Annotated in this window: 16 protein-coding genes; 9 read left to right on the top strand and 7 right to left on the bottom strand. The window is 33.6% G+C overall.

Annotated features, from left to right (window positions below):
* Positions 1-285 precede the first annotated feature (285 nt).
* The 3 genes from AAEO59_RS13455 (at position 286) to AAEO59_RS13445 (ending at position 2,798) form a co-directional block, all read left to right on the top strand.
* Positions 286-1,662: an MATE family efflux transporter gene (locus AAEO59_RS13455; RefSeq protein ID WP_341701271.1), complete on the top strand. Its 1,377-nt coding sequence runs from the start codon at positions 286-288 to the stop codon at positions 1,660-1,662.
* Between the two features lie 30 nt (positions 1,663-1,692).
* On the top strand, positions 1,693-1,923 hold the full coding sequence (locus AAEO59_RS13450; RefSeq protein ID WP_341701270.1) for a hypothetical protein: 231 nt from the start codon (positions 1,693-1,695) through the stop codon (positions 1,921-1,923).
* Positions 1,924-2,057: 134 nt separating this feature from the next.
* Positions 2,058-2,798 carry a hypothetical protein gene (locus tag AAEO59_RS13445; protein WP_341701269.1) on the top strand — a complete coding sequence of 247 codons (741 nt, stop codon included), beginning with the start codon at positions 2,058-2,060 and terminating at the stop codon, positions 2,796-2,798.
* Between the two features lie 13 nt (positions 2,799-2,811).
* On the opposite strand, the gene meaB is transcribed toward AAEO59_RS13445, so the two are convergent.
* The gene (meaB, locus tag AAEO59_RS13440; protein ID WP_341701268.1) at positions 2,812-3,876 is read right to left on the bottom strand and encodes a methylmalonyl Co-A mutase-associated GTPase MeaB; all 1,065 of its coding nucleotides are present in this window, start codon (positions 3,874-3,876) and stop codon (positions 2,812-2,814) included.
* 100 nt (positions 3,877-3,976) lie between these two features.
* On the opposite strand from meaB, the gene AAEO59_RS13435 reads away from it, so the two are divergent.
* The gene (locus tag AAEO59_RS13435) at positions 3,977-4,888 is read left to right on the top strand and encodes an AEC family transporter (RefSeq protein WP_341701267.1); all 912 of its coding nucleotides are present in this window, start codon (positions 3,977-3,979) and stop codon (positions 4,886-4,888) included.
* Between the two features lie 233 nt (positions 4,889-5,121).
* A complete protein-coding gene (locus tag AAEO59_RS13430; RefSeq protein ID WP_341701266.1) occupies positions 5,122-5,760 on the top strand; it encodes a peroxiredoxin in 639 nt (212 codons plus the stop codon).
* Positions 5,761-5,811: 51 nt separating this feature from the next.
* On the opposite strand, the gene lysA is transcribed toward AAEO59_RS13430, so the two are convergent.
* From lysA to gltB, 3 genes are all read right to left on the bottom strand, one after another.
* Positions 5,812-7,035, bottom strand: coding sequence for a diaminopimelate decarboxylase (gene lysA / locus AAEO59_RS13425; protein WP_341701265.1), 1,224 nt, complete (start codon positions 7,033-7,035; stop codon positions 5,812-5,814).
* Positions 7,036-7,246: 211 nt separating this feature from the next.
* Positions 7,247-8,701, bottom strand: a complete 1,455-nt coding sequence (locus AAEO59_RS13420) for a glutamate synthase subunit beta (RefSeq protein ID WP_341701264.1) — start codon at positions 8,699-8,701, stop codon at positions 7,247-7,249.
* Positions 8,702-8,705: 4 nt separating this feature from the next.
* On the bottom strand, positions 8,706-13,220 hold the full coding sequence (gltB, locus tag AAEO59_RS13415) for a glutamate synthase large subunit (protein WP_341701263.1): 4,515 nt from the start codon (positions 13,218-13,220) through the stop codon (positions 8,706-8,708).
* A 422-nt stretch (positions 13,221-13,642) separates the two neighbouring features.
* Here gltB and sucC point away from each other — a divergent pair, with 422 nt between their 5' ends.
* The 4 genes from sucC to AAEO59_RS13395 all read left to right on the top strand — a co-directional run bounded on the left by sucC (position 13,643) and on the right by AAEO59_RS13395 (position 17,012).
* Positions 13,643-14,836 carry an ADP-forming succinate--CoA ligase subunit beta gene (gene sucC / locus AAEO59_RS13410; protein WP_341701262.1) on the top strand — a complete coding sequence of 398 codons (1,194 nt, stop codon included), beginning with the start codon at positions 13,643-13,645 and terminating at the stop codon, positions 14,834-14,836.
* 328 nt (positions 14,837-15,164) lie between these two features.
* Entirely contained in the window at positions 15,165-15,506 is a 342-nt protein-coding gene (locus AAEO59_RS13405; RefSeq protein ID WP_341701261.1) for a hypothetical protein, read from the top strand.
* Positions 15,507-15,826: 320 nt separating this feature from the next.
* Positions 15,827-16,165 carry a hypothetical protein gene (locus tag AAEO59_RS13400; RefSeq protein WP_341701260.1) on the top strand — a complete coding sequence of 113 codons (339 nt, stop codon included), beginning with the start codon at positions 15,827-15,829 and terminating at the stop codon, positions 16,163-16,165.
* A gap of 508 nt (positions 16,166-16,673) precedes the next feature.
* Complete coding sequence (locus AAEO59_RS13395) at positions 16,674-17,012, top strand: hypothetical protein (RefSeq protein ID WP_341701260.1); 339 nt, start codon at positions 16,674-16,676, stop codon at positions 17,010-17,012.
* 75 nt (positions 17,013-17,087) lie between these two features.
* Here AAEO59_RS13395 and AAEO59_RS13390 read toward each other — a convergent pair whose 3' ends face one another.
* The 3 genes from AAEO59_RS13390 to AAEO59_RS13380 are packed head-to-tail and all read right to left on the bottom strand — an operon-like array spanning position 17,088 to position 19,599.
* Complete coding sequence (locus tag AAEO59_RS13390) at positions 17,088-17,501, bottom strand: DUF1456 family protein (protein WP_341701259.1); 414 nt, start codon at positions 17,499-17,501, stop codon at positions 17,088-17,090.
* Between the two features lie 28 nt (positions 17,502-17,529).
* Complete coding sequence (locus AAEO59_RS13385) at positions 17,530-18,582, bottom strand: aminotransferase class I/II-fold pyridoxal phosphate-dependent enzyme (RefSeq protein ID WP_341701258.1); 1,053 nt, start codon at positions 18,580-18,582, stop codon at positions 17,530-17,532.
* Positions 18,583-18,588: 6 nt separating this feature from the next.
* Positions 18,589-19,599, bottom strand: coding sequence for a dipeptide epimerase (locus AAEO59_RS13380; RefSeq protein WP_341701257.1), 1,011 nt, complete (start codon positions 19,597-19,599; stop codon positions 18,589-18,591).
* Positions 19,600-19,639: the final 40 nt, after the last annotated feature.

Raw genomic sequence — 19,639 nt, 5'->3', positions numbered from 1 at the left:
CAATCCAAAACTGGGGATTAATCCTCAATCAGTTCTTAACTATATTTGAAAAAAGGGTTCAACTTTAATTAAAAGTCAAACCCCGTTATTTTTTTAACTTACACACTTTTTAGGATAGTGTCTATTCAAAAAACTTTATAGGATTGTTTAACAATCTGAAATTTAAAAATCCTTTCTGTTTTTCAGGAAGGATTTTTTTCTTTTAGGAATTTTACAAGAATATTAGCAGTATTGATGATAACTATCGCAGTAGTTCTGCTTATCTTTGTCGGCCAAAATAAAAAAATGTCTTTAGCAACTTATACCAAAGAGTTCTCCTATAATTTACGATTAGCTTATCCTATTATTCTAGGAATGCTTGGTCATACCATTGTGGGGATTGTAGATAATGTGATGGTGGGTAAATTAGGCCCCGAAGAATTAGCGGCAGCATCGTTAGCTAATAGTTTTGTATTTGTTGCGATGTCTTTAGGAATCGGATTTTCAACAGCAATTACTCCTTTAGCCGCTGAAGCTGATGGTGAACAAAATATCGAAAAAGGAAGAAGCGTATTTCATCATGGTTTGTACTTGTGTACTTTCTTAGGTTTTTTTCTGTTTGTTCTGGTCTTTTTTGCAAAGCAATTCATTGTTTTTATGGGACAGCCTCAACATGTTGTAGCGTTGGCTAAACCCTATCTTGATATTGTTGCATTTTCGTTGATACCACTTATAATTTTTCAGGGTTACAAGCAGTTTGCCGATGGAATGAGCGAAACCAAACATGCAATGTGGGCTACTATCTTAGGTAATGTGGTGCATGTGATTTTGAATTATTTGTTTATTCATGGGATTTGGGTTTTTCCAAAATGGGGAATCGTTGGAGCAGGTGTAGGAACATTGGCTTCTCGTATTTTGATGGTCGGATATATGCATTATAAGATGAAAAGGAAGCCAAAATTCCATCCTTTTTTTGAAGGTTTTTCATTAAAAAAAATGGAGAAGGAAATCAATTTAAAAATCTTCCGCTTAGGTGCCCCTTCTTCGATGCAAATGTTTTTTGAAGTCGCATTGTTTACAGGAGCGGTATGGATTTCGGGAAGATTAGGTATAGCTAATCAGGCGGCAAATCAAATAGCATTGAGTTGTGCCTCGTTTACATTTATGTTTGCTATGGGATTAGGAGTAGCTTCTACCATTAGAGTAGGGAATCAAAAGGGTTTAGGCGATTTTAAGAAAATGAAAATTGTAGCTTTTTCTATTTTTTTGTTGGTGATTTTATTAGAGATTTTCTTTGCATTACTATTTGTTTTATTTCACAAGCAGCTACCCTATTTATTCGTAGATATGAATAATTTTAAAGATGTGACAGCTAATACCGAAGTCATAACTATAGCCGCTCAATTATTATTAGTTGCAGCAGTATTTCAAATATTTGATGGGATTCAGGTAGTGGCTTTAGGGGCTTTGAGAGGTTTGCAGGATGCTAAAGTTCCTATGTATATTACTTTTGTAGCTTATTGGCTCGTAGGATTTCCAGTTTCTATTTATTTGGGGCTTTTTACGGATTTAAAAGCGGTTGGTATTTGGATCGGACTTTTAGCAGGTTTAACAACAGCAGCTTTATTTTTGTATCTTCGCTTCATCAGTTTAACAACCAAATTGATTCAGGAAAAACATTAACAGCAAATAAAAAATCAAATTATAAATAAAATGGAATTACCAAAATTTGTACTCGGCGACAATACCGATTTTCCGGATGATATTTTTATCATTCATTTAGATTATCCAAGATTTATTATCAATCTAAAAGATGATGAAGTGGAAATTATGGAAGAACCTGAAGATTTGGACGAAGCCGAGTTAAATGCCGAAATGGAAAGCTTAATCGAACAGGCGAATGCTTTTTACGATAGAGAAATGGAACGCTACGAAGAAGATTAATAAAATACATAGCGAAAGCTTAAAATGGCTGTAAAATGATTAAATTTAATTATTTTACAGCCATTTTAATTTAAAAATTAGGGTAACAATATTTGGTAGCAATTGATATACTATAAACTTAAAAAAGCACAAAAATGAAAACATTAAGCAAAATAATAGTTGTTCTAGTATTAAGTTCAAGTTGGTTTCTTAAAGCGCAGGTTAATAGTGCTAAAGTCAATTTAGAAAAAGAAAATACAGTTGTAATTTCAAGTCAAAAAGGAATTAATTCTATTAATAATTCAATGCCAAATAGAATTTCGATGAATATTACTGTTCCCAAACAAACACAAGGGACAACTTTTGGAGAAAAAGTAAATAGTAATAATATCAATGTTAGACTCATTGAAAATGGTTGTGTAGTTTTATTTCCACTTAATTTGGGATATAAAATTAATTTGAAGGACAATAGCATAAATGAATTGACAGCTTCTGAGCGCACTACTTTTGGAGAAAAAGTAAATCAGGGATTGCATGCCGCCGGTGGTGCCTTATCACAAGGAGCTTCGTTGTTAGGTGGGGCACTACCTGGAGGAGCCATTGTTTCAGCAGCAGTTTCTAGTGTGGGTAATTTAGCAGGTGCCGGTGGAGGAGCTTCTGCAGCGTCTTATGCTAAAAAAACAAATAAAGTGTATGAAGTCAAAAATGAAGATTCTGATACTGTCCTAAAGTTGCCAGATGGGGAATTTGAATTATTTTTTGTTATCTCACAAAAAGCTACTTCTGGATTAAAGGACACATTAAAAACACAAGTTCGTATTGGTTTTACTGTTGAAAATGGGATTTTGAAAACCAAACATGATACAGTGAAAAATTCTATAAGTAATATTAGATAAGGAGAAACTTATTTTAAGATTTGTTTTTAAAATAAGTTTCTAATAATAATTGAGCGGCTGCAAAGGGTGAAGTTTCATCGTTTTGAACCGCTTTTTTAGTTTTTTCCAGTGCTTCCTGAATTTGAGGATGATTGAAGAAATCCTGTTTCAAATTTTCATTGATGGTTTCTAAAAGCCAATATTCGTTCTGTTCCGCTCTTTTACGATCAAAAAAGCCATTGTTTTTGGTTGATTCTATATATTCTGAAATAATTTGACTTACTTCTAAGATTCCTTCATTTGTTTTTGTACTACATGTAATGGCTTTTGGAGACCATCCAGATTTTTTTTGTGGAAAATAATGCAAAGCACGGTTCATTTCTGTTTTTACCAATTTGGCTTTCTCGATATTGTCTCCATCAGCTTTATTGATGACAATAGCGTCAGCCATTTCCATAATCCCTCTTTTTATAGCTTGTAATTCATCTCCGGCACCTGCAATTTGCACTAATAAAAAGAAATCGGTCATGCTGTGAACAGCTGTTTCACTTTGTCCTACGCCAACAGTTTCAATGATAATGGTATCAAAACCTGCGGCTTCACATAATGTGATGGTTTCTCTGGTTTTTCGGGCGACTCCCCCCAGGGTTTCTCCGGAAGCTGATGGCCTAATGAAAGCATTCGAATCTTTGACTAAATCTTCCATACGGGTTTTGTCACCTAAAATACTTCCGTGCGAAATAGAACTACTGGGGTCAATAGTTAGTACAGCCACTTTTTTGCCTTGGCTAGTCAGATGTTTACCATAAACTTCGATAAAACTACTTTTTCCGGCACCGGGAACTCCGGTAATTCCTATACGGATAGATTTATTTGCTTTTGGTAAACAGGCATTGATTATTGTATTGGCATCAGCAAAATCATTTGGGTTGTTGCTTTCAATTAGTGTAATGGCTTTGCTTAAAATGGTTATGTCAGCTGATATAATACCCGAAATGTATTCCTCGGTGCTAAGACGCATCTTTCTTGCCTGCTGAATTTTTTTTAATACAGCGGGATTGAAATTTTTAGGATTATCTTCGTTGGCTTCTTTATTCAAAACAGGAATAGTTTACGTAAAAATAACATATTTGAAGGATATATTTATATTCCACTTAAGTTTATGATACTTGCTAATTAGTAAATATCTTTGCAACACTATGATCAATATAATCCTAATTTTTGTTTATTTACTACTGGGTGTTGCGTTGCAATACGTAAAATGGTTTCCAACTAATAGCTATAAGTTTATTAATAAGTTTGTTATTAATGTTTGTCTTCCAGCTTTAGCCTTATATTATATTCCAAAAATACAATGGGATAATAAATTACTTTATCTTATTGCGGTTACCTGGATTGGTTTTGCAATTTCATTCTTTTTGTTTCGCTTTTTAGGAAAAAAATACGGTTGGTCAAAGAAACTGATAGGATGTTTAATTATCACAGCAGGATTGGGTAATACTTCTTTTTTAGGCTTTCCTATAGTAAATGCGCTTTATGGTCCCGAAGGTTTGAAAATGGCAATTTTAGTAGATCAGCCAGGGACTTTTGTTGTGGTTTCTACGCTTGCAGTAATTGTGGCAACGATGTATTCCAAAGATGCGACAAGCGGATCGACAATATTCAGAAAAGTATTGTTGTTTCCTCCCTTCATTTGCTTTTTAGTTGCTTGTTTTGCTAATGTATTTGGTTTAGATTTTCATGATTATGTCCAGTTTGGTTTAACCAAATTAGGAAGTTTGCTTACTCCTTTAGCAATTATCTCTGTGGGTTTACAGTTACATTTTGACAGTAAAAGCCAGCATTGGAAATTCCTTTGGATAGGATTAGCCTATAAATTATTTATTACTCCAGCTATACTGTTTGTGTTGTATGTTCTCATTCTTAAGCAACACGGTTTGATGATTCAGGTGGCCTTAATTGAAGCTGCAATGGCTCCTATGATTATGGCAAGTATTGTAGCTAGTTCTCATGGTTTAAAACCACGTTTAAGCAGTATGATGATTGGTTTTGGAATTCCTATCTCTTTTGTAACGCTGGCTTTTTGGTATTTTGTGTTGCAGTATATCTAATTTTTTTTTTTTTTTTAGGAGCACAGCGTTTTCTTTTCATAATAACGTTTATTCCTGCTGTCCATTACAATTTCCTCGCTAAGGCGAGCAGGATTTTCATTTCCATCAGGGCTATTGAGTCTGTTTGTTGTTTTTATAGAAGTTACAGCTCTTTAACAAATAATTATCCCTATAAAAAATGGTTGTTTATTATTTTTGACTAATTTTATAGAACTAATATAAAAAAATGAACTATGGCAACAATACGATTAGGAGATATAGCTCCCGACTTTAAAGCAGAGACTACACAAGGTACTGTACAATTTCATGAATGGTTAGGTGATTCTTGGGGTGTGTTATTTTCCCATCCTTCAGATTTTACTCCTGTTTGTACAACTGAATTAGGAACTGTAGCTAATTATTTTCCGGAATTTCAAAAACGAAATACTAAAGTTATTGCATTAAGTGTTGACGGTTTAGAATCGCACTTAAATTGGATTAAAGATATCGAAGAAACTCAAAATGTGACCTTACAATATCCAATTATTGCAGATGAAAATAAAGAAGTAGCTAATTTGTATGATATGATTCATCCAAATGCTAATGATACTTTCACGGTTCGTTCGGTATTTATTATTGGGGCAGACAAAAAAGTAAAATTAATATTGACTTATCCAGCATCTACAGGACGTAATTTTGACGAATTGTTACGTGTGATTGATAGTTTGCAATTAACGGCTAATTATAGCGTAGCTACACCTGCAAACTGGAAAGATGGACAGGATGTAGTAATTTCTCCTGCTATTAAGGACGAAGATATTCCAGCGAAATTCCCAAAAGGTTTTCAACGGATAAAATATTATTTAAGAATGACGCCTCAGCCTAATAAATAAGCAGGTTAAAATAAAAAAGGGACTGCAAAAGTCCCTTTTTTATTGATTGTATTATTGTAATTTAGCTACCGCAGCAGGTAAAGCAATTTGATTTCTTAATAAATCTTCGAAAGTTTCGTGCGCTCTGATTAAGTGCCCTTCGCCGTTAATCCATAATACTTCAGCTGGTTTGTATCTTGAATTGTAGTTAGAAGACATAGAGTAGCAATAAGCTCCTGCGTTTCTAAAACAAAGGATGTCACCTTCTGCGATTTCTTGAATTCTACGATTACTTGCAAAAGTGTCTGTTTCACAAATATATCCTACTACCGAGTAAAAACGCTCTTTTCCTCTAGGGTTAGAAATGTTTTCAATATGGTGTGATGAACCATAAAACATCGGACGAATTAAATGGTTGAATCCTGAATCAATTCCAGCAAAAACAGTAGAAGTAGTTTGTTTTACTACGTTCACTTTAGCTAAGAAAAATCCAGCCTCACTTACTAAAAATTTACCTGGTTCGAAAATCAATGTCAATTCTTTTCCGTATTCCTCGCAGAAAGCGTTGAATCTTTTCGATAATTTTTTGCCTAATTCTTCAATATCTGTTTCGATATCGTCTTTTTTGTAAGGAACTTTAAATCCGCTTCCAAAATCAAGGAATTCCAAATTTTTGAAGTTTCTGGCAGCATCAAATAAAATTTCAGCAGCATATAAGAATACTTCTATATCTAAAATATCTGAACCTGTATGCATGTGAATTCCTGCAATGTTCATGTTTGTATTTTCAACAATACGAACTAAGTGTGGTAATTGGTGTACTGATATACCAAATTTACTGTCGATATGTCCTACTGAAATGTTTTCGTTTCCACCTGCCATTACGTGAGGATTGATACGAATACAAACAGGAACATGTGGGTGTTTTGCACCAAATTGTTCTAATATAGAAAGGTTATCGATGTTGATTTGAACACCTAAAGCGTGTACTTCTTCAATTTCTTCAAGTGAAACACCGTTTGGAGTAAAAAATATTTGATCCGGAGAATATCCCGCATGAAGTCCTAATTGTACTTCTTGAATAGACACGGCATCTAAGCAAGATCCTAAATCTCTCAATAATTGAAGAATAGAAACGTTAGACAATGCTTTCATTGCATAATTGATACGCAATTTTTCTACTTTAGAAAAAGCTTTAGTTAATCTTTGATATTGTGATTTTATTTTCTCGGCATCATATACATATAATGGGCTGCCAAATTGTTCTGCTAATTGTAGTAAGTCTTTAGATTGCATTGTTGTAAATTTTACACAAATTTATTATTCTTTATTGATACTGCAATGGATAAAAATAATTCTAACAAATTCTAACAATAAGTTATATAATGAACTATATATGAGTTTGTATTCGATTATTTTCACAAAATCATTGTTTTAAATGGGGAAAAAAAGAAAAAGGCTATCTAAAATTACTTTTAGATAGCCTTTTTTAATATTTACAAAAGGATTACAACGGAGGTAAATCTCCACCTTCTTTTGTTGGAAGGTTTGTAGTTCCCATTAGGAACAAATCAACTTCTCTTGCAGCTTCACGACCTTCAGAGATTGCCCAAACGATTAAAGATTGTCCTCTTCTCATATCTCCCGCAGTAAATATGTTAGGAACATTAGTTTGGTAATTATTGGCTTTGTAATTGCTTCTGAAATCAGTTTCAAGACCTAATTGCTCAGCTAAATTTTTCTCAGGACCTACGAAACCTAAAGCTAATAAAGCAAGGTCACATGGCCAGATTTTCTCAGAACCTTCAATCTCGATTAGTTCCGGACGTTGTCCAGGAACCATTTTCCACTCTACATTGACAGTTTTAAGAGCAGTTAATTTTCCATTAGCATCTTTGATGAACTCTTTGGTGTTAATTAACCAGTTTCTTTCACATCCTTCTTTGTGAGAAGAAGATGTTTTTAACTGTAAAGGCCAGAATGGCCATGGAGTAGACTCGCTTCTTCCAACTGGAGGTTTCGGCATAATCTCAAAGTTAGTCACTGATTTTGCACCGTGACGGTTAGATGTACCCACACAGTCAGAACCTGTATCTCCACCACCAATTACGATTACATCTTTACCAGTAGCTAATACTTGGTTTTCAATTTTTTCACCCCAAACCACTTTAGTTTGTTGTGTTAAGAAATCCATTGCTTGAACAACACCATCAGCGTCAGCTCCTGGAGTTGGTAAGCCTCTTCTTTCAGTTGCTCCTCCACATAAAACGATAGAGTCAAATGCTTTTAAGTCTTCGATAGAGTAGTTAACCCCAACGTTTGTATTTACTTTGAAAGTAATACCTTCAGCTTCAAGGATAGCAACACGACGGTCGATAATTTCTTTTTCTAATTTGAAATTAGGAATACCGTAACGTAATAAACCACCAATAGCATTATCTCTTTCAAAAACAGTTACAGTGTGACCTGCTCTGTTTAATTGTTGTGCAGCAGCTAAACCTGCAGGACCTGAACCTACAACAGCAACTGTTTTACCAGTTCTTGTTTTTGGTGGTTGTGGTTTAATCCAACCTTCTTGGAAAGCACGCTCCACAATATTTTTCTCTATATTTTCAATAGAAATCGGATCATTGATAATTCCTAATACACATGCTTTTTCACATGGTGCAGGACATAAACGCCCTGTAAATTCAGGGAAATTATTTGTTGAATGTAATATCCAAGAAGCTTTTTGCCATTCTCCTTGGTGTACCATATGGTTGAAATCAGGGATTAAATTCCCCAATGGACAACCACTGTGGCAAAATGGAATACCACAGTCCATACAACGAGATCCTTGTTTAGTAATTTCAGCTTCACTCAAAGGAACTGTAAATTCTTTATAATGTCCTACACGCTCTTGAACTGCTGTATATGATTCATCTTGTCTTTCGAATTCTTTAAAACCTGTTACTTTTCCCATTGTATTATGCTGTTAATTCTTCTACCATTTGTACCCCAGATTTTAAGCGTTCTAATGCTTTTTTGTATTCTGTAGGCATTACTTTTACAAAATTTTCTAAGCTTGTGCTCCAATCGCTTAATAATTCAGCACCTTTTGTACTGTTAGTGTACGCTACGTGTCTTTCTATTATGTTTTTCAACTCATTAGCTTCATCTCCTTCAACTGTTTCAAATTCGATTGTTTCAGTGTTACATAAACCGTTTTTGAATTTGTTTTCAGGATCATAGATATAAGCGATACCACCACTCATACCTGCAGCAAAGTTTCTTCCTGTTTTACCAAGAACTACTACTTTTCCTCCAGTCATGTACTCACAACCGTGGTCACCCACACCTTCAACTACTGCAACAGCTCCCGAGTTACGAACTGCGAAACGCTCTCCTGCAATACCATTGATGAAAGCTTCTCCTTCGATAGCACCGAATAAACAAACGTTTCCTACGATGATGTTTTCTGAAGCAACAAAAGTAGCTTTTGCTGGTTTTTTGATGATTAATTTAGCTCCTGAAAGACCTTTTCCTAAATAGTCATTGGTGTTTCCTTCTACTGTGAAAGTTAATCCGTGTGCACTAAATGCTCCTAAACTTTGTCCAGCAGAACCAGTGAAATTAATATTCAAAGTATCTTCAGGCAGACCTAAGTGTCCGTAAATTTTAGAAATTTCGTTACTAACAATAGCTCCTACAGAACGATCTGTGTTTTTGATAGGATAATCTAAAGTCATTTTCTCTTTTCTGTATAAAGCACGGTGAGAATCTCTTAATATTTGGAAATCCATAACATTGTCTAAACCATGATCTTGTTTTTCAGTGTTACGAACAACCATATTTTTATAAGCAGCCGGACGGTGTAAGATTGAAGATAAATCTAAACCTTTAGCTTTATAATGTGTAATGGCTTTGTTAGAATTGATTTTATGTGTTTGGCCAATCATTTCTTCCATAGTTCTGAAACCTAAAGAAGCCATGATGCCTCTTAATTCTTCTGCAACATAGTAGAAGAAGTTAATTACGTGCTCAGGAGTTCCTTTAAAGTTTTTACGCAATTCTTTGTCTTGAGTAGCAATACCTACAGGGCAAGTATTCAAGTGACATTTACGCATCATGATACATCCTGAAGCAACCAATGGAGCAGTAGCAAAACCGAATTCTTCAGCACCTAATAAAGCAGCGATAGCAACGTCGCGTCCAGTTTTTAACTGTCCGTCACATTCTACAACGATACGGCTTCTTAAGTTGTTTAATACTAAAGTTTGTTGTGCTTCAGCTAATCCAAGTTCCCATGGAAGACCTGCGTGTTTTAATGATGTTAATGGAGAAGCTCCTGTACCACCATCATAACCAGCGATTAATACAACGTCAGCTTTTGCTTTAGCAACACCTGCTGCAATTGTTCCAACACCAACTTCAGAAACCAATTTCACGTTGATACGTGCTTCTCTGTTAGCATTTTTCAAGTCGAAGATTAACTGAGCTAAATCCTCAATTGAGTAAATATCGTGGTGTGGCGGAGGTGAAATCAATCCTACGAATGGAGTTGAGTTACGAGCCGATGCAATCCAAGGTAATACTTTTTCACCTGGTAATTGTCCACCTTCTCCTGGTTTAGCACCTTGTGCCATTTTAATTTGAATCTCTTTTGCGCTTGATAAGTAGTGTGAAGTTACTCCAAAACGTCCTGACGCTACTTGTTTGATTGCAGAGTTACGGCTGTCTCCGTTTACATCCGGTTGGAAACGAGTTCTATCTTCACCACCTTCACCTGAATTAGATTTTCCTCCAATACGGTTCATAGCGATAGCTAAATTCTCGTGTGCTTCTCTAGAAATAGATCCGTAAGACATTGCTCCAGTTTTGAAACGTTTTACGATTTCAGTCCATGGTTCAACTTCATCTAATGGAATAGGGTCTAGGTTGTCAAATTCAAATAAACCACGGATAGTCATTAAGCTTTTTGCCTGATCGTTTACTGACTTAGAGTAAACATCATAACTTGCCTGATCACTTAAACGTACAGCTTGCTGTAATTTAGCAATAGTAGTAGGGTTGAACATGTGTCTTTCCCCGTTGCGTCTCCATCTGTATTCTCCTCCAATGTTTAATCCTAAACGGTTAGGAATTAATACATCTGGGTAAGCGTATAAATATCTTTCGTTAATTTCTTTTTCGATTTCATACAATCCGATTCCTTCAATTCTTGAAGCTGTGTATGGGAAGTATTTTTCAACAAATTTAGAGTTGAAACCAACAATTTCGAAAATTTGAGAACCTCTGTATGAGTGTAAAGTAGAGATTCCAATTTTGTTCATGATTTTTAATAAACCTGAACCAATAGCTTTGTTGAAGTTGTCAACTGCTTTTTGCTCGCTTATTCCTGTGATGAATCCTTCTTGTACTTGTACACGAATGATTTCATTCACCATATAAGGGTTGATAGCACTTGCACCGTATCCAAATAAGGTAGCGAAGTGGTGTGGTTCACGCGGTTCAGCAGATTCGATGATGATATCAAAATAAGAACGCTTACGTAAACGGTTCATTTGATGGTGAACATAAGAACAAGCTAATAAAGCCGGGATAGGAGCGAATTCTTTATTAACACCTCTATCAGATAAGATAATGATGTTAGTTCCTCTGTCAACTGCTTTACTGATTTGAGTAATGATATCTTCTAAAGCATTCTCTAAACCATTTAAACCTTTATCTTTTTTGTATAAGATTTCAATTGTTTCAGCTTTGAAGTGATCGATACTAATATTTCTGATTTTTTCTAAGTCATCGTTAGAAATAACAGGATTTTGAATTCTTAATTTACGGCATTGTTTGCTAGAAATATCAAAAATGTTTCTGTCCTGTCCTAAAGCTAAACTAATATCAGTTACAATTTCCTCACGGATACCGTCCAAAGGTGGGTTAGTAACCTGGGCGAATAATTGTTTGAAATAGTTAGGGATTAATTGAGGTCTGTCTGATAATACAGCAAGTGGAGTATCAGTACCCATAGAACCCAAAGCCTCTTTTCCAGCTTGAGCCATTGGAGTAATCATATCCTGAATATCCTCTAAAGTATAGTTGAATAAACGCTCTCTTGTTTTTAAATCGATAGTTTCAATCGGACAAACTTTAGTTGTAGTAGGAACATCTCTTAAGTTTAGGCGGTATTGTTTTAACCATTCTTGGTAAGGTCTTTCAGAAACAATTTTGTTTTTGATTTCTTCGTCATTTACAATACGTCCTTCATTCATGTCTACCAAGAACATTTTTCCTGGCTCTAATCTACCGTGGCTTTCTACATCTTCAGGATCAATACTTACAACACCAATTTCAGATGCCATAATTAATTTTCCGCTCTTCGTTACAGTATAACGAGATGGTCTTAAACCGTTACGGTCTAATAAAGCTCCAATGTAATCTCCGTCAGAGAAAGGTACAGAAGCAGGTCCGTCCCAAGGCTCCATAATACAAGCGTTGTATTCATAGAATGCTTTACGTTCTTCTGACATTGTTTTATGTTTTTCCCAAGCTTCAGGAATCATCATCATCATTACTTCAGGTAAAGAACGACCGGTGTGTGTCAATAATTCAACAACCATATCCATAGAAGCTGAATCTGATTTTCCAGGTAAGATGATAGGGAATAATTTTTCAATTTGTGGACCGAATACATCACTCTTCATGATTTCTTCACGAACACGCATTCTGCTTACGTTACCTCTTAAAGTATTGATCTCACCGTTTTGACACATATATCTAAATGGTTGAGATAATTCCCAAGTAGGCATTGTATTAGTAGAGAAACGTTGGTGAACTAACGCCAAACGAGTTACTAAGTCTGACTGTTGTAAGTCAGTATAGTATGGCCCGATATCTTCAGGCATAATGATACCTTTATATATTAAGGTAGTAGTAGATAAACTAGGTACATAAAAATAAGAACTTTGCGAAATTTTAGAATTTGCAATTGCATGTTCTGTAATTTTACGAGCAGCATATAATTTAGCTTTAAATGTAGCTTCGTCAATAGGTTCAATTTTACCCACAAAAACTTGTTCGATTGTAGGTTCAGAAGCTAAAGCAATTTCTCCTAATTGAGTAGAATCAACAGGAACTGCTCTCCATCCTAAAACAGAAAGTCCTTGTGCTTTAATTTCTTTTTCAAATATGTCTTTACAAAAATCGTATTGATTTTTAATTTTTGGTAAAAATACCATACCAACAGCGTATTCTCGTGCAGCCGGTAATTTGAATTCACAAACTCTATTGAAGTATTCGTGAGGAATGTCAATTAAAAGTCCAGCTCCATCTCCCGTTTTTCCGTCGGCACTCACACCACCACGGTGTTCTAGTTTCACTAGAATCTCTAGTGCATCATGAATAATTTGATTCGTTTTCTCACCTTTAAGGTTGCAGATAAAACCAGCTCCACAGTTTTCATGCTCGAATTCTGGCAAATAAAGGCCTTGTTCTTTAACTTTCATGCTTGATAATTTTTTTTACAAAAATAGATATTTCATTAAATATAATCCATCGATTTAAAGTATTATGGTTTACTTTTACAGGAATAATAGAAAAATGTATTAATAATAGCAATAATTTCATTATTTAAGCAGTGTATTAACAAATTGCTAATTTTAAGAAGGTTTTAACTAAAATTATTGACAAATGTTTCTGGTTTTTTTAAAATTAAAATTGAGATATTTTATACAAAAACGTCAGTTAGTTCTATTTTTTGCTTTAAAATCTTCTTTTTGATAAAAAAATAAGAGTAAAAACATCTTTTTTTAACTTTATTTATAAGATATTTTAAATCACTAAAAAGATTTTAGTTTTAAGTTCGTTTTAGCTACTTTTGTCCGACTTATTTTCTGAAATAAAACCAGATTCAGACAAATTCTATATTATGAACATACACGAATATCAAGGAAAAGAGATTTTAGCTAGCTACGGAGTTCGCGTTCAACGCGGAATCGTTGCTAATAGTCCAGTAGAAGCAGTAGCCGCTGCTAAACAATTAACTACCGAAACGGGAACGAGTTGGTATGTTGTTAAAGCCCAAATTCACGCAGGTGGTCGTGGTAAAGGTGGTGGGGTGAAACTTGCCAAAGGAATTGACAAAGTGGAAGGTGTTGCAAGCGAAATTATCGGAATGCAATTAGTTACTCCTCAAACTTCTGCTGAGGGTAAAACAGTTCACAAAGTATTGATTGCTGAGGATGTTTATTATCCTGGAGAATCTGAAACTTCTGAGTTTTATGTTTCTGTATTATTAAACAGAGCAACAGGACGTAATATGATTATGTATTCTACTGAAGGTGGAATGGATATTGAGGAAGTTGCTGAGCATACTCCACATTTAATCTTTACAGAAGAAATTGATCCTGCTGTAGGATTACAAGGTTTCCAGGCAAGAAGAATTGCTTTTAACTTAGGAGTTACTGGAAATGCATTCAAAGAAATGGTAAAATTCATCGATGCTCTATACAAAGCTTATATTGGTTCAGATGCTTCTATGTTTGAAATCAACCCGGTTTTGAAAACATCTGATAATAAAATTTTAGCAGTAGATGCTAAAGTGAATATTGATGATAACGCATTATACAGACAAAAAGCGTATGCTGATATGCGTGACGTAAGAGAAGAAAATCCAATTGAAGTAGAAGCTAAAGAAGTAGGATTAAATTATGTTGATCTTGACGGAACTGTAGGTTGTATGGTAAACGGAGCTGGTCTTGCTATGGCAACTATGGATTTGATTAAATATGCAGGTTTTGAGCCAGCTAACTTCCTTGATGTAGGAGGAACTGCTGATGCTAAGCGTGTTGAAACAGCTTTCCGTATTATCTTAAAAGATCCTAATGTAAAAGCTATCTTAATTAATATCTTCGGAGGAATCGTTCGTTGTGACCGTGTTGCTCAAGGTGTTGTTGATGCTTACAAAAACATGGGTGATGCTATCAATGTGCCAATTATTGTTCGTTTACAAGGTACTAATGCTGAAATTGCAAAAGAATTAATTGATAATTCAGGAATGCCAATTTTATCAGCGGTTCAATTCCAAGAAGCGGCTGATCAAGTACAAGCAGCTCTTTCTTAATTATTAGATTTAGTTATATTTAAAAACGTCCCGATAATCGGGACGTTTTTTTTTTGAGGTATAATTTAGGTTTACTAATTAGGACTAATATTAATTTATTATTAATGAGTGTGTAGTTGCGTTTTTCTTAATGATTTTGAGTTCTAAGTGTGTTTTATTGTTTTTTGATTGCTTTTTATTGTGTCTTGAATATTTTTAAAATAGAAATTTTGTTTAGTTGTAAATGCGGTAAATAAGGTATTTTTTATTATTGAGTTAAGTAATTGTTTTTGTGTTTCTAGTGTGGAAATCAGTGCTAATTTTGAACTGTAATTAAAAACAAAAAATCATGAAGAAATTATTTTTATCGGTTATTGTTGTATTGTTTATGAGTACTGCTTTTGCTGAAACAGGAACTCCTGCTGCAAAAAGTAATAGTTATGGAGCAACTTTTAAAGAATTGACTAAGTTGTTGAATACATATCCAAAATTAGAGGATTTCGGAGATGAATTATTCGTGAAGGTTAAAATTACAATTAATGAAGATCATGAAATTGTGGTTATGAGTGCTAATACAGATAATGAAGATTTGAAAGAGTATATAAAAAGTACTTTAAATTATCAAAAGTTAGTTGCAAATGAGCTTGAAGTTGGTAATAGGCTTGTTTTTATGGTTAGATTCGTGAAGTAATTTATTATTACTTTTTAAAGATTGAAAATCGTTTCATTATAGTAGTGATGCGATTTTTTTTGTTTTTAGCTGAATAATATTCAAAAAATATTCGTTTTTAAGTGTTTTACGTGTGTTTTGTTTTGTGATTTCTGTTTTTTTATACGAATAGTGTAATTTATATTTCTTTTTTTTATTATGATTTCAAATTTTAATATTTAAATTTTTGTAACTCGTAAAACTTGCATTATCAGCAAGATATATTCTTTTTGAATGAGATATTTTGGTAATTTTACATCGAAATCTTTAAATGTTTAAGTTTAATTTAAAACTAAGAAATCATGAGAAATTTAATTATGACAGTTGTTACCTCTTTATTTTTAACAACAGCAATTGCAGCAGAAAAGCCTTCAAAAAAATCAGATGATTATAATGAGACTTACAAAGAGATTACCAAATTATTGAATACATATCCAAATCTTGAGAATTTGAGTGGAGATGTTTTGGTAAAAGTTAGAATCGCACTTAATGAAAATCGCGAAATTGTAGTAATGAGTACCGATACTGCTAATAGTGATTTGAATTATTTTATTAAAAACACATTAAACTACAAAAAATTATCAGCTTCTGATTTAGAAACAGGAAATGGTCTAATTTTTCTAGTAAAATTTACGAAATAGAGATCATGAGAAACAAAGTAGCATAAGATCCCAGGTTGTTAAGGCCTGGGATTTTTTTTGTTATTTTGATATTCTAATAGTTGTTCGCAGTTTGTCTTATCAATGTGTGAAGAATTTCATTGGTTTTCAATTTCTAAAGAATTATGGTAAATAGAAAGTATTTGAGAGCTTTAGTATAACAGCAAATAGCTTTGCTTTTTATAATATAGTATAAAATCCATTTTGATTGTGAATCAGATGGATTTTTTTGTTTTTAGTTGAAAAATATTCAAAAAATATTCGCTTTTAAGTGTTTTGCGTGTGTTTTGTTTTGTGATTTCTGTTTTTTAATGCGAATAGTGTAATTTATATTTCTTTTTTTTATTATGATTTCAAATTTTAATATTTAAATTTTTGTTACTCGTAAAACTTGCATTATCAGCAAGATATATTCTTTTTGAATGAGATATTTTGGTAATTTTACATCGAAATCTTTAAATGTTTAAGTTTAATTTAAAACTAAGAAATCATGAGAAATTTAATTATGACAGTTGTTACCTCTTTATTTTTAACAACAGCAATTGCAGCAGAAAAGCCTTCAAAAAAATCAGATGATTATAATGAGACTTACAAAGAGATTACCAAATTATTGAATACGTATCCAAATCTTGAGAATTTGAGTGGAGATGTTTTGGTAAAAGTTAGAATCGCACTTAATGAGAATCGCGAAATTGTAGTAATGAGCACAGATACTGCTAATAGTGATTTGAATTATTTTATTAAAAACACATTAAACTACAAAAAATTATCAGCTTCTGATTTAGAAACTGGAAATGGTCTAATTTTTCTAGTAAAATTTACGAAATAAAGATCATGAGAAACAAAGTAGCATAAGATCCCAGGTTTGTTAAGGCCTGGGATTTTTTTGTTCTATATGAAACAGTTAGCTGTTTTTATTTTTACCGTTTTTAAATTTTACTTTTTCTACAACTTGAACTTTAGGGGCTGCCTTTTTATTTGTGGGTTTCTTTTTGAAATTGGTTTTAGGAGCTTTAGTGTCATTTTTAGCTGTTTCTTTAGCTTTCGCAGGGATTTCAGCTTTATGCTTAGCTAAAACGTCTTTAGGGTTTTTAGGGTTTTCCTTGGTTCCACGCAAGTGAATAACTAATCCATTTAAGAAATTGCGTAAAACTTGGTCCCCACATTCCACATAGTTAGGATGTTTTTCGTCACGGAAAAAAGCACCTAATTCTGATTTAGAAATTCTAAAATCAACTAGTTCTAATATTTCCACAATTTGGTCATCACGAAGCATCAGTGCTACGCGTAATTTTTTAAAGATATCGTTGTTTGTCATTGTTGTATTTTTTTACAAAGGTACACTATTATAGTGTTGTCAATTCATCTTTATGTTGATATTGATTAAGGATTTGGATGATTTTGTCTAAATCTTTCTTTTTGTGATTTGCAGTGATAATAATCCGATTCAAATTTTTCGTTCCCGAAGCATATTTGAAATTGGTAATGATGATTTTATTTGAAGTGAAAACAGCGTTTATACTTTCTATTTGTGGATAAATTACAGGGTAGTTTTCTTTAAAAAGTATATTGTTGTTAGGTAAAAGTTTTGAACTAAGATAAACTAAGTTTTTTTTTAGTTTCTTTTGTTGTTTAGTATATAGTTTTTCGGCATCAGCCAGAGTGCTGACAAATGCAGGATTCATACCGGCACTTGATACAAAAATGTCATTTTTTTTGATGTTTTCTACAAAATCTTTGTTGCCAGCAATTACTCCGCCTGATAATCCCATGGCTTTTCCAAGGGAAGAAACCATGATTTTTTGTTTGATATTAGGATGATCTATTTTTGAAAAAACGCCACCGCCATTATCCCCTAGAATTCCAAGTGAATGTGATTCATCAATCACTAATGTGATTTCTTTTTGTTTGGGAATTTGGGCTACAACTGAAAGATCAATTGCTTGTACAGTATTTGAAGGTACAGCATCGGTTAAGATGCATATTTTTTCTGTTTTTTCATTCAGAAGTTGTGGATTGATACAATCATTTATGTAAAAAGGATTGCTATCAGCATATTTAATTGCTGTATGTGTTTCCGGGAAATGATAAAATACGTTTTTTTCTTTTTTTAAGCTGTCTATAACTAATTGTCCGGCTAGCATTCCGGAGGAAACGGTTACTGCAGCTTCTGCTTGAATCAATTGAGCTAAAAAATGCTCTCCCTTATCATAAGCAGTGAGTTGGATATTTGCATTTCTGGAACTACCGTAAGCTGTACCCCAGCGTTGAATGTTTTTAAGAAGTATTTTTTGAAATTTTTTATTTGGCGGTAAGCCAAGATATGCTGTACCGCCAAAGTATAAATATTTTTCGCCATCAATTTTTAAGATTCGATCAGGAAATTGCGTTACTTTCATTGAATGTTATTTTAAAACAACACCAGTGCCATTTAATTCAGAATAGTCAATTTTTCCATTTTGAATTTGTACGCCTTTTGCGATGTCTTCAGATAAAAGTAAAGCGCCGTCCATGTCCACATAGTCTAATTGGGGTAATAAATGAGCAATTGCTGAAATTCCTACTGAAGACTCGGTCATGCAGCCTACCATGGTTTTTAATCCCAATTTTTTGGCTTGTTGAATCATTCTTCGGGCAGGAGTCAATCCTCCACATTTTACTAATTTAATATTAATACCGTGAAAATGATTGTAACATTTAGCAACATCCTGTTCGTAGATGCAGCTTTCATCGGCAATAATAGGTAAAACAGAATGTTTATATATAATTTCATGTCCTTGCCAGTCATCTGCTTTTAGCGGTTGCTCTAAAAATTCAACTCCTAGTTCTTTCAGTTGGACAGCGTTATTAAGTGTTTCTTCAATTCCCCAACCACAGTTAGCATCAATTCTAAAAATAGCATCAGTGTGTGCTCTCAGGGCTTTAACAATTTCAATATCGTTAGGAGTTCCTAATTTTATTTTATAGATAGGCCAGGGCAATTCTTTCATTTTTGCCACCATTTTATCAATAGTGTCAATTCCAATAGTGTAATTGGTCAAAGGATTTCTCTCGGTATTATAGTCCCAAAGTTCATGTAATTTTTTTCCTTGTTGTCGGGCGTATAAATCATTGTAAGCCATGTCTAATGCACAAAGAGCAAACATATTGTGTTTTAGATAGGGATACATTTTTGCCCAAAAAATTTCGGGAGTCTCATCGACAGAAGATTCTATAAGACTTTTTAGATTTTCTAAATCCTGTTTCATCATAGGTACTGTGATGTTGTAATAAGGATTTGAAGTCGCCTCACCGTATCCGGAGAATCCACCACTTTTTAATTGTACTATTAAAGAGGGTTGAGTATTAATTGATTCTCTAGAGATTGTGAATGTGTGCTTTAATTGTAGCTCGTATTCTCTAATAATCAATTCCATAATAGTCTGGTTTTATGCTAAAATTAAGCTTAAAAAATGA

Source organism: Flavobacterium flavipallidum (assembly GCF_038289905.1).
Lineage (GTDB): Bacteria > Bacteroidota > Bacteroidia > Flavobacteriales > Flavobacteriaceae > Flavobacterium > Flavobacterium flavipallidum.
Note: the sequence above shows the minus strand (reverse complement) of the source record. Positions and strands in the feature narration are given on the sequence as shown.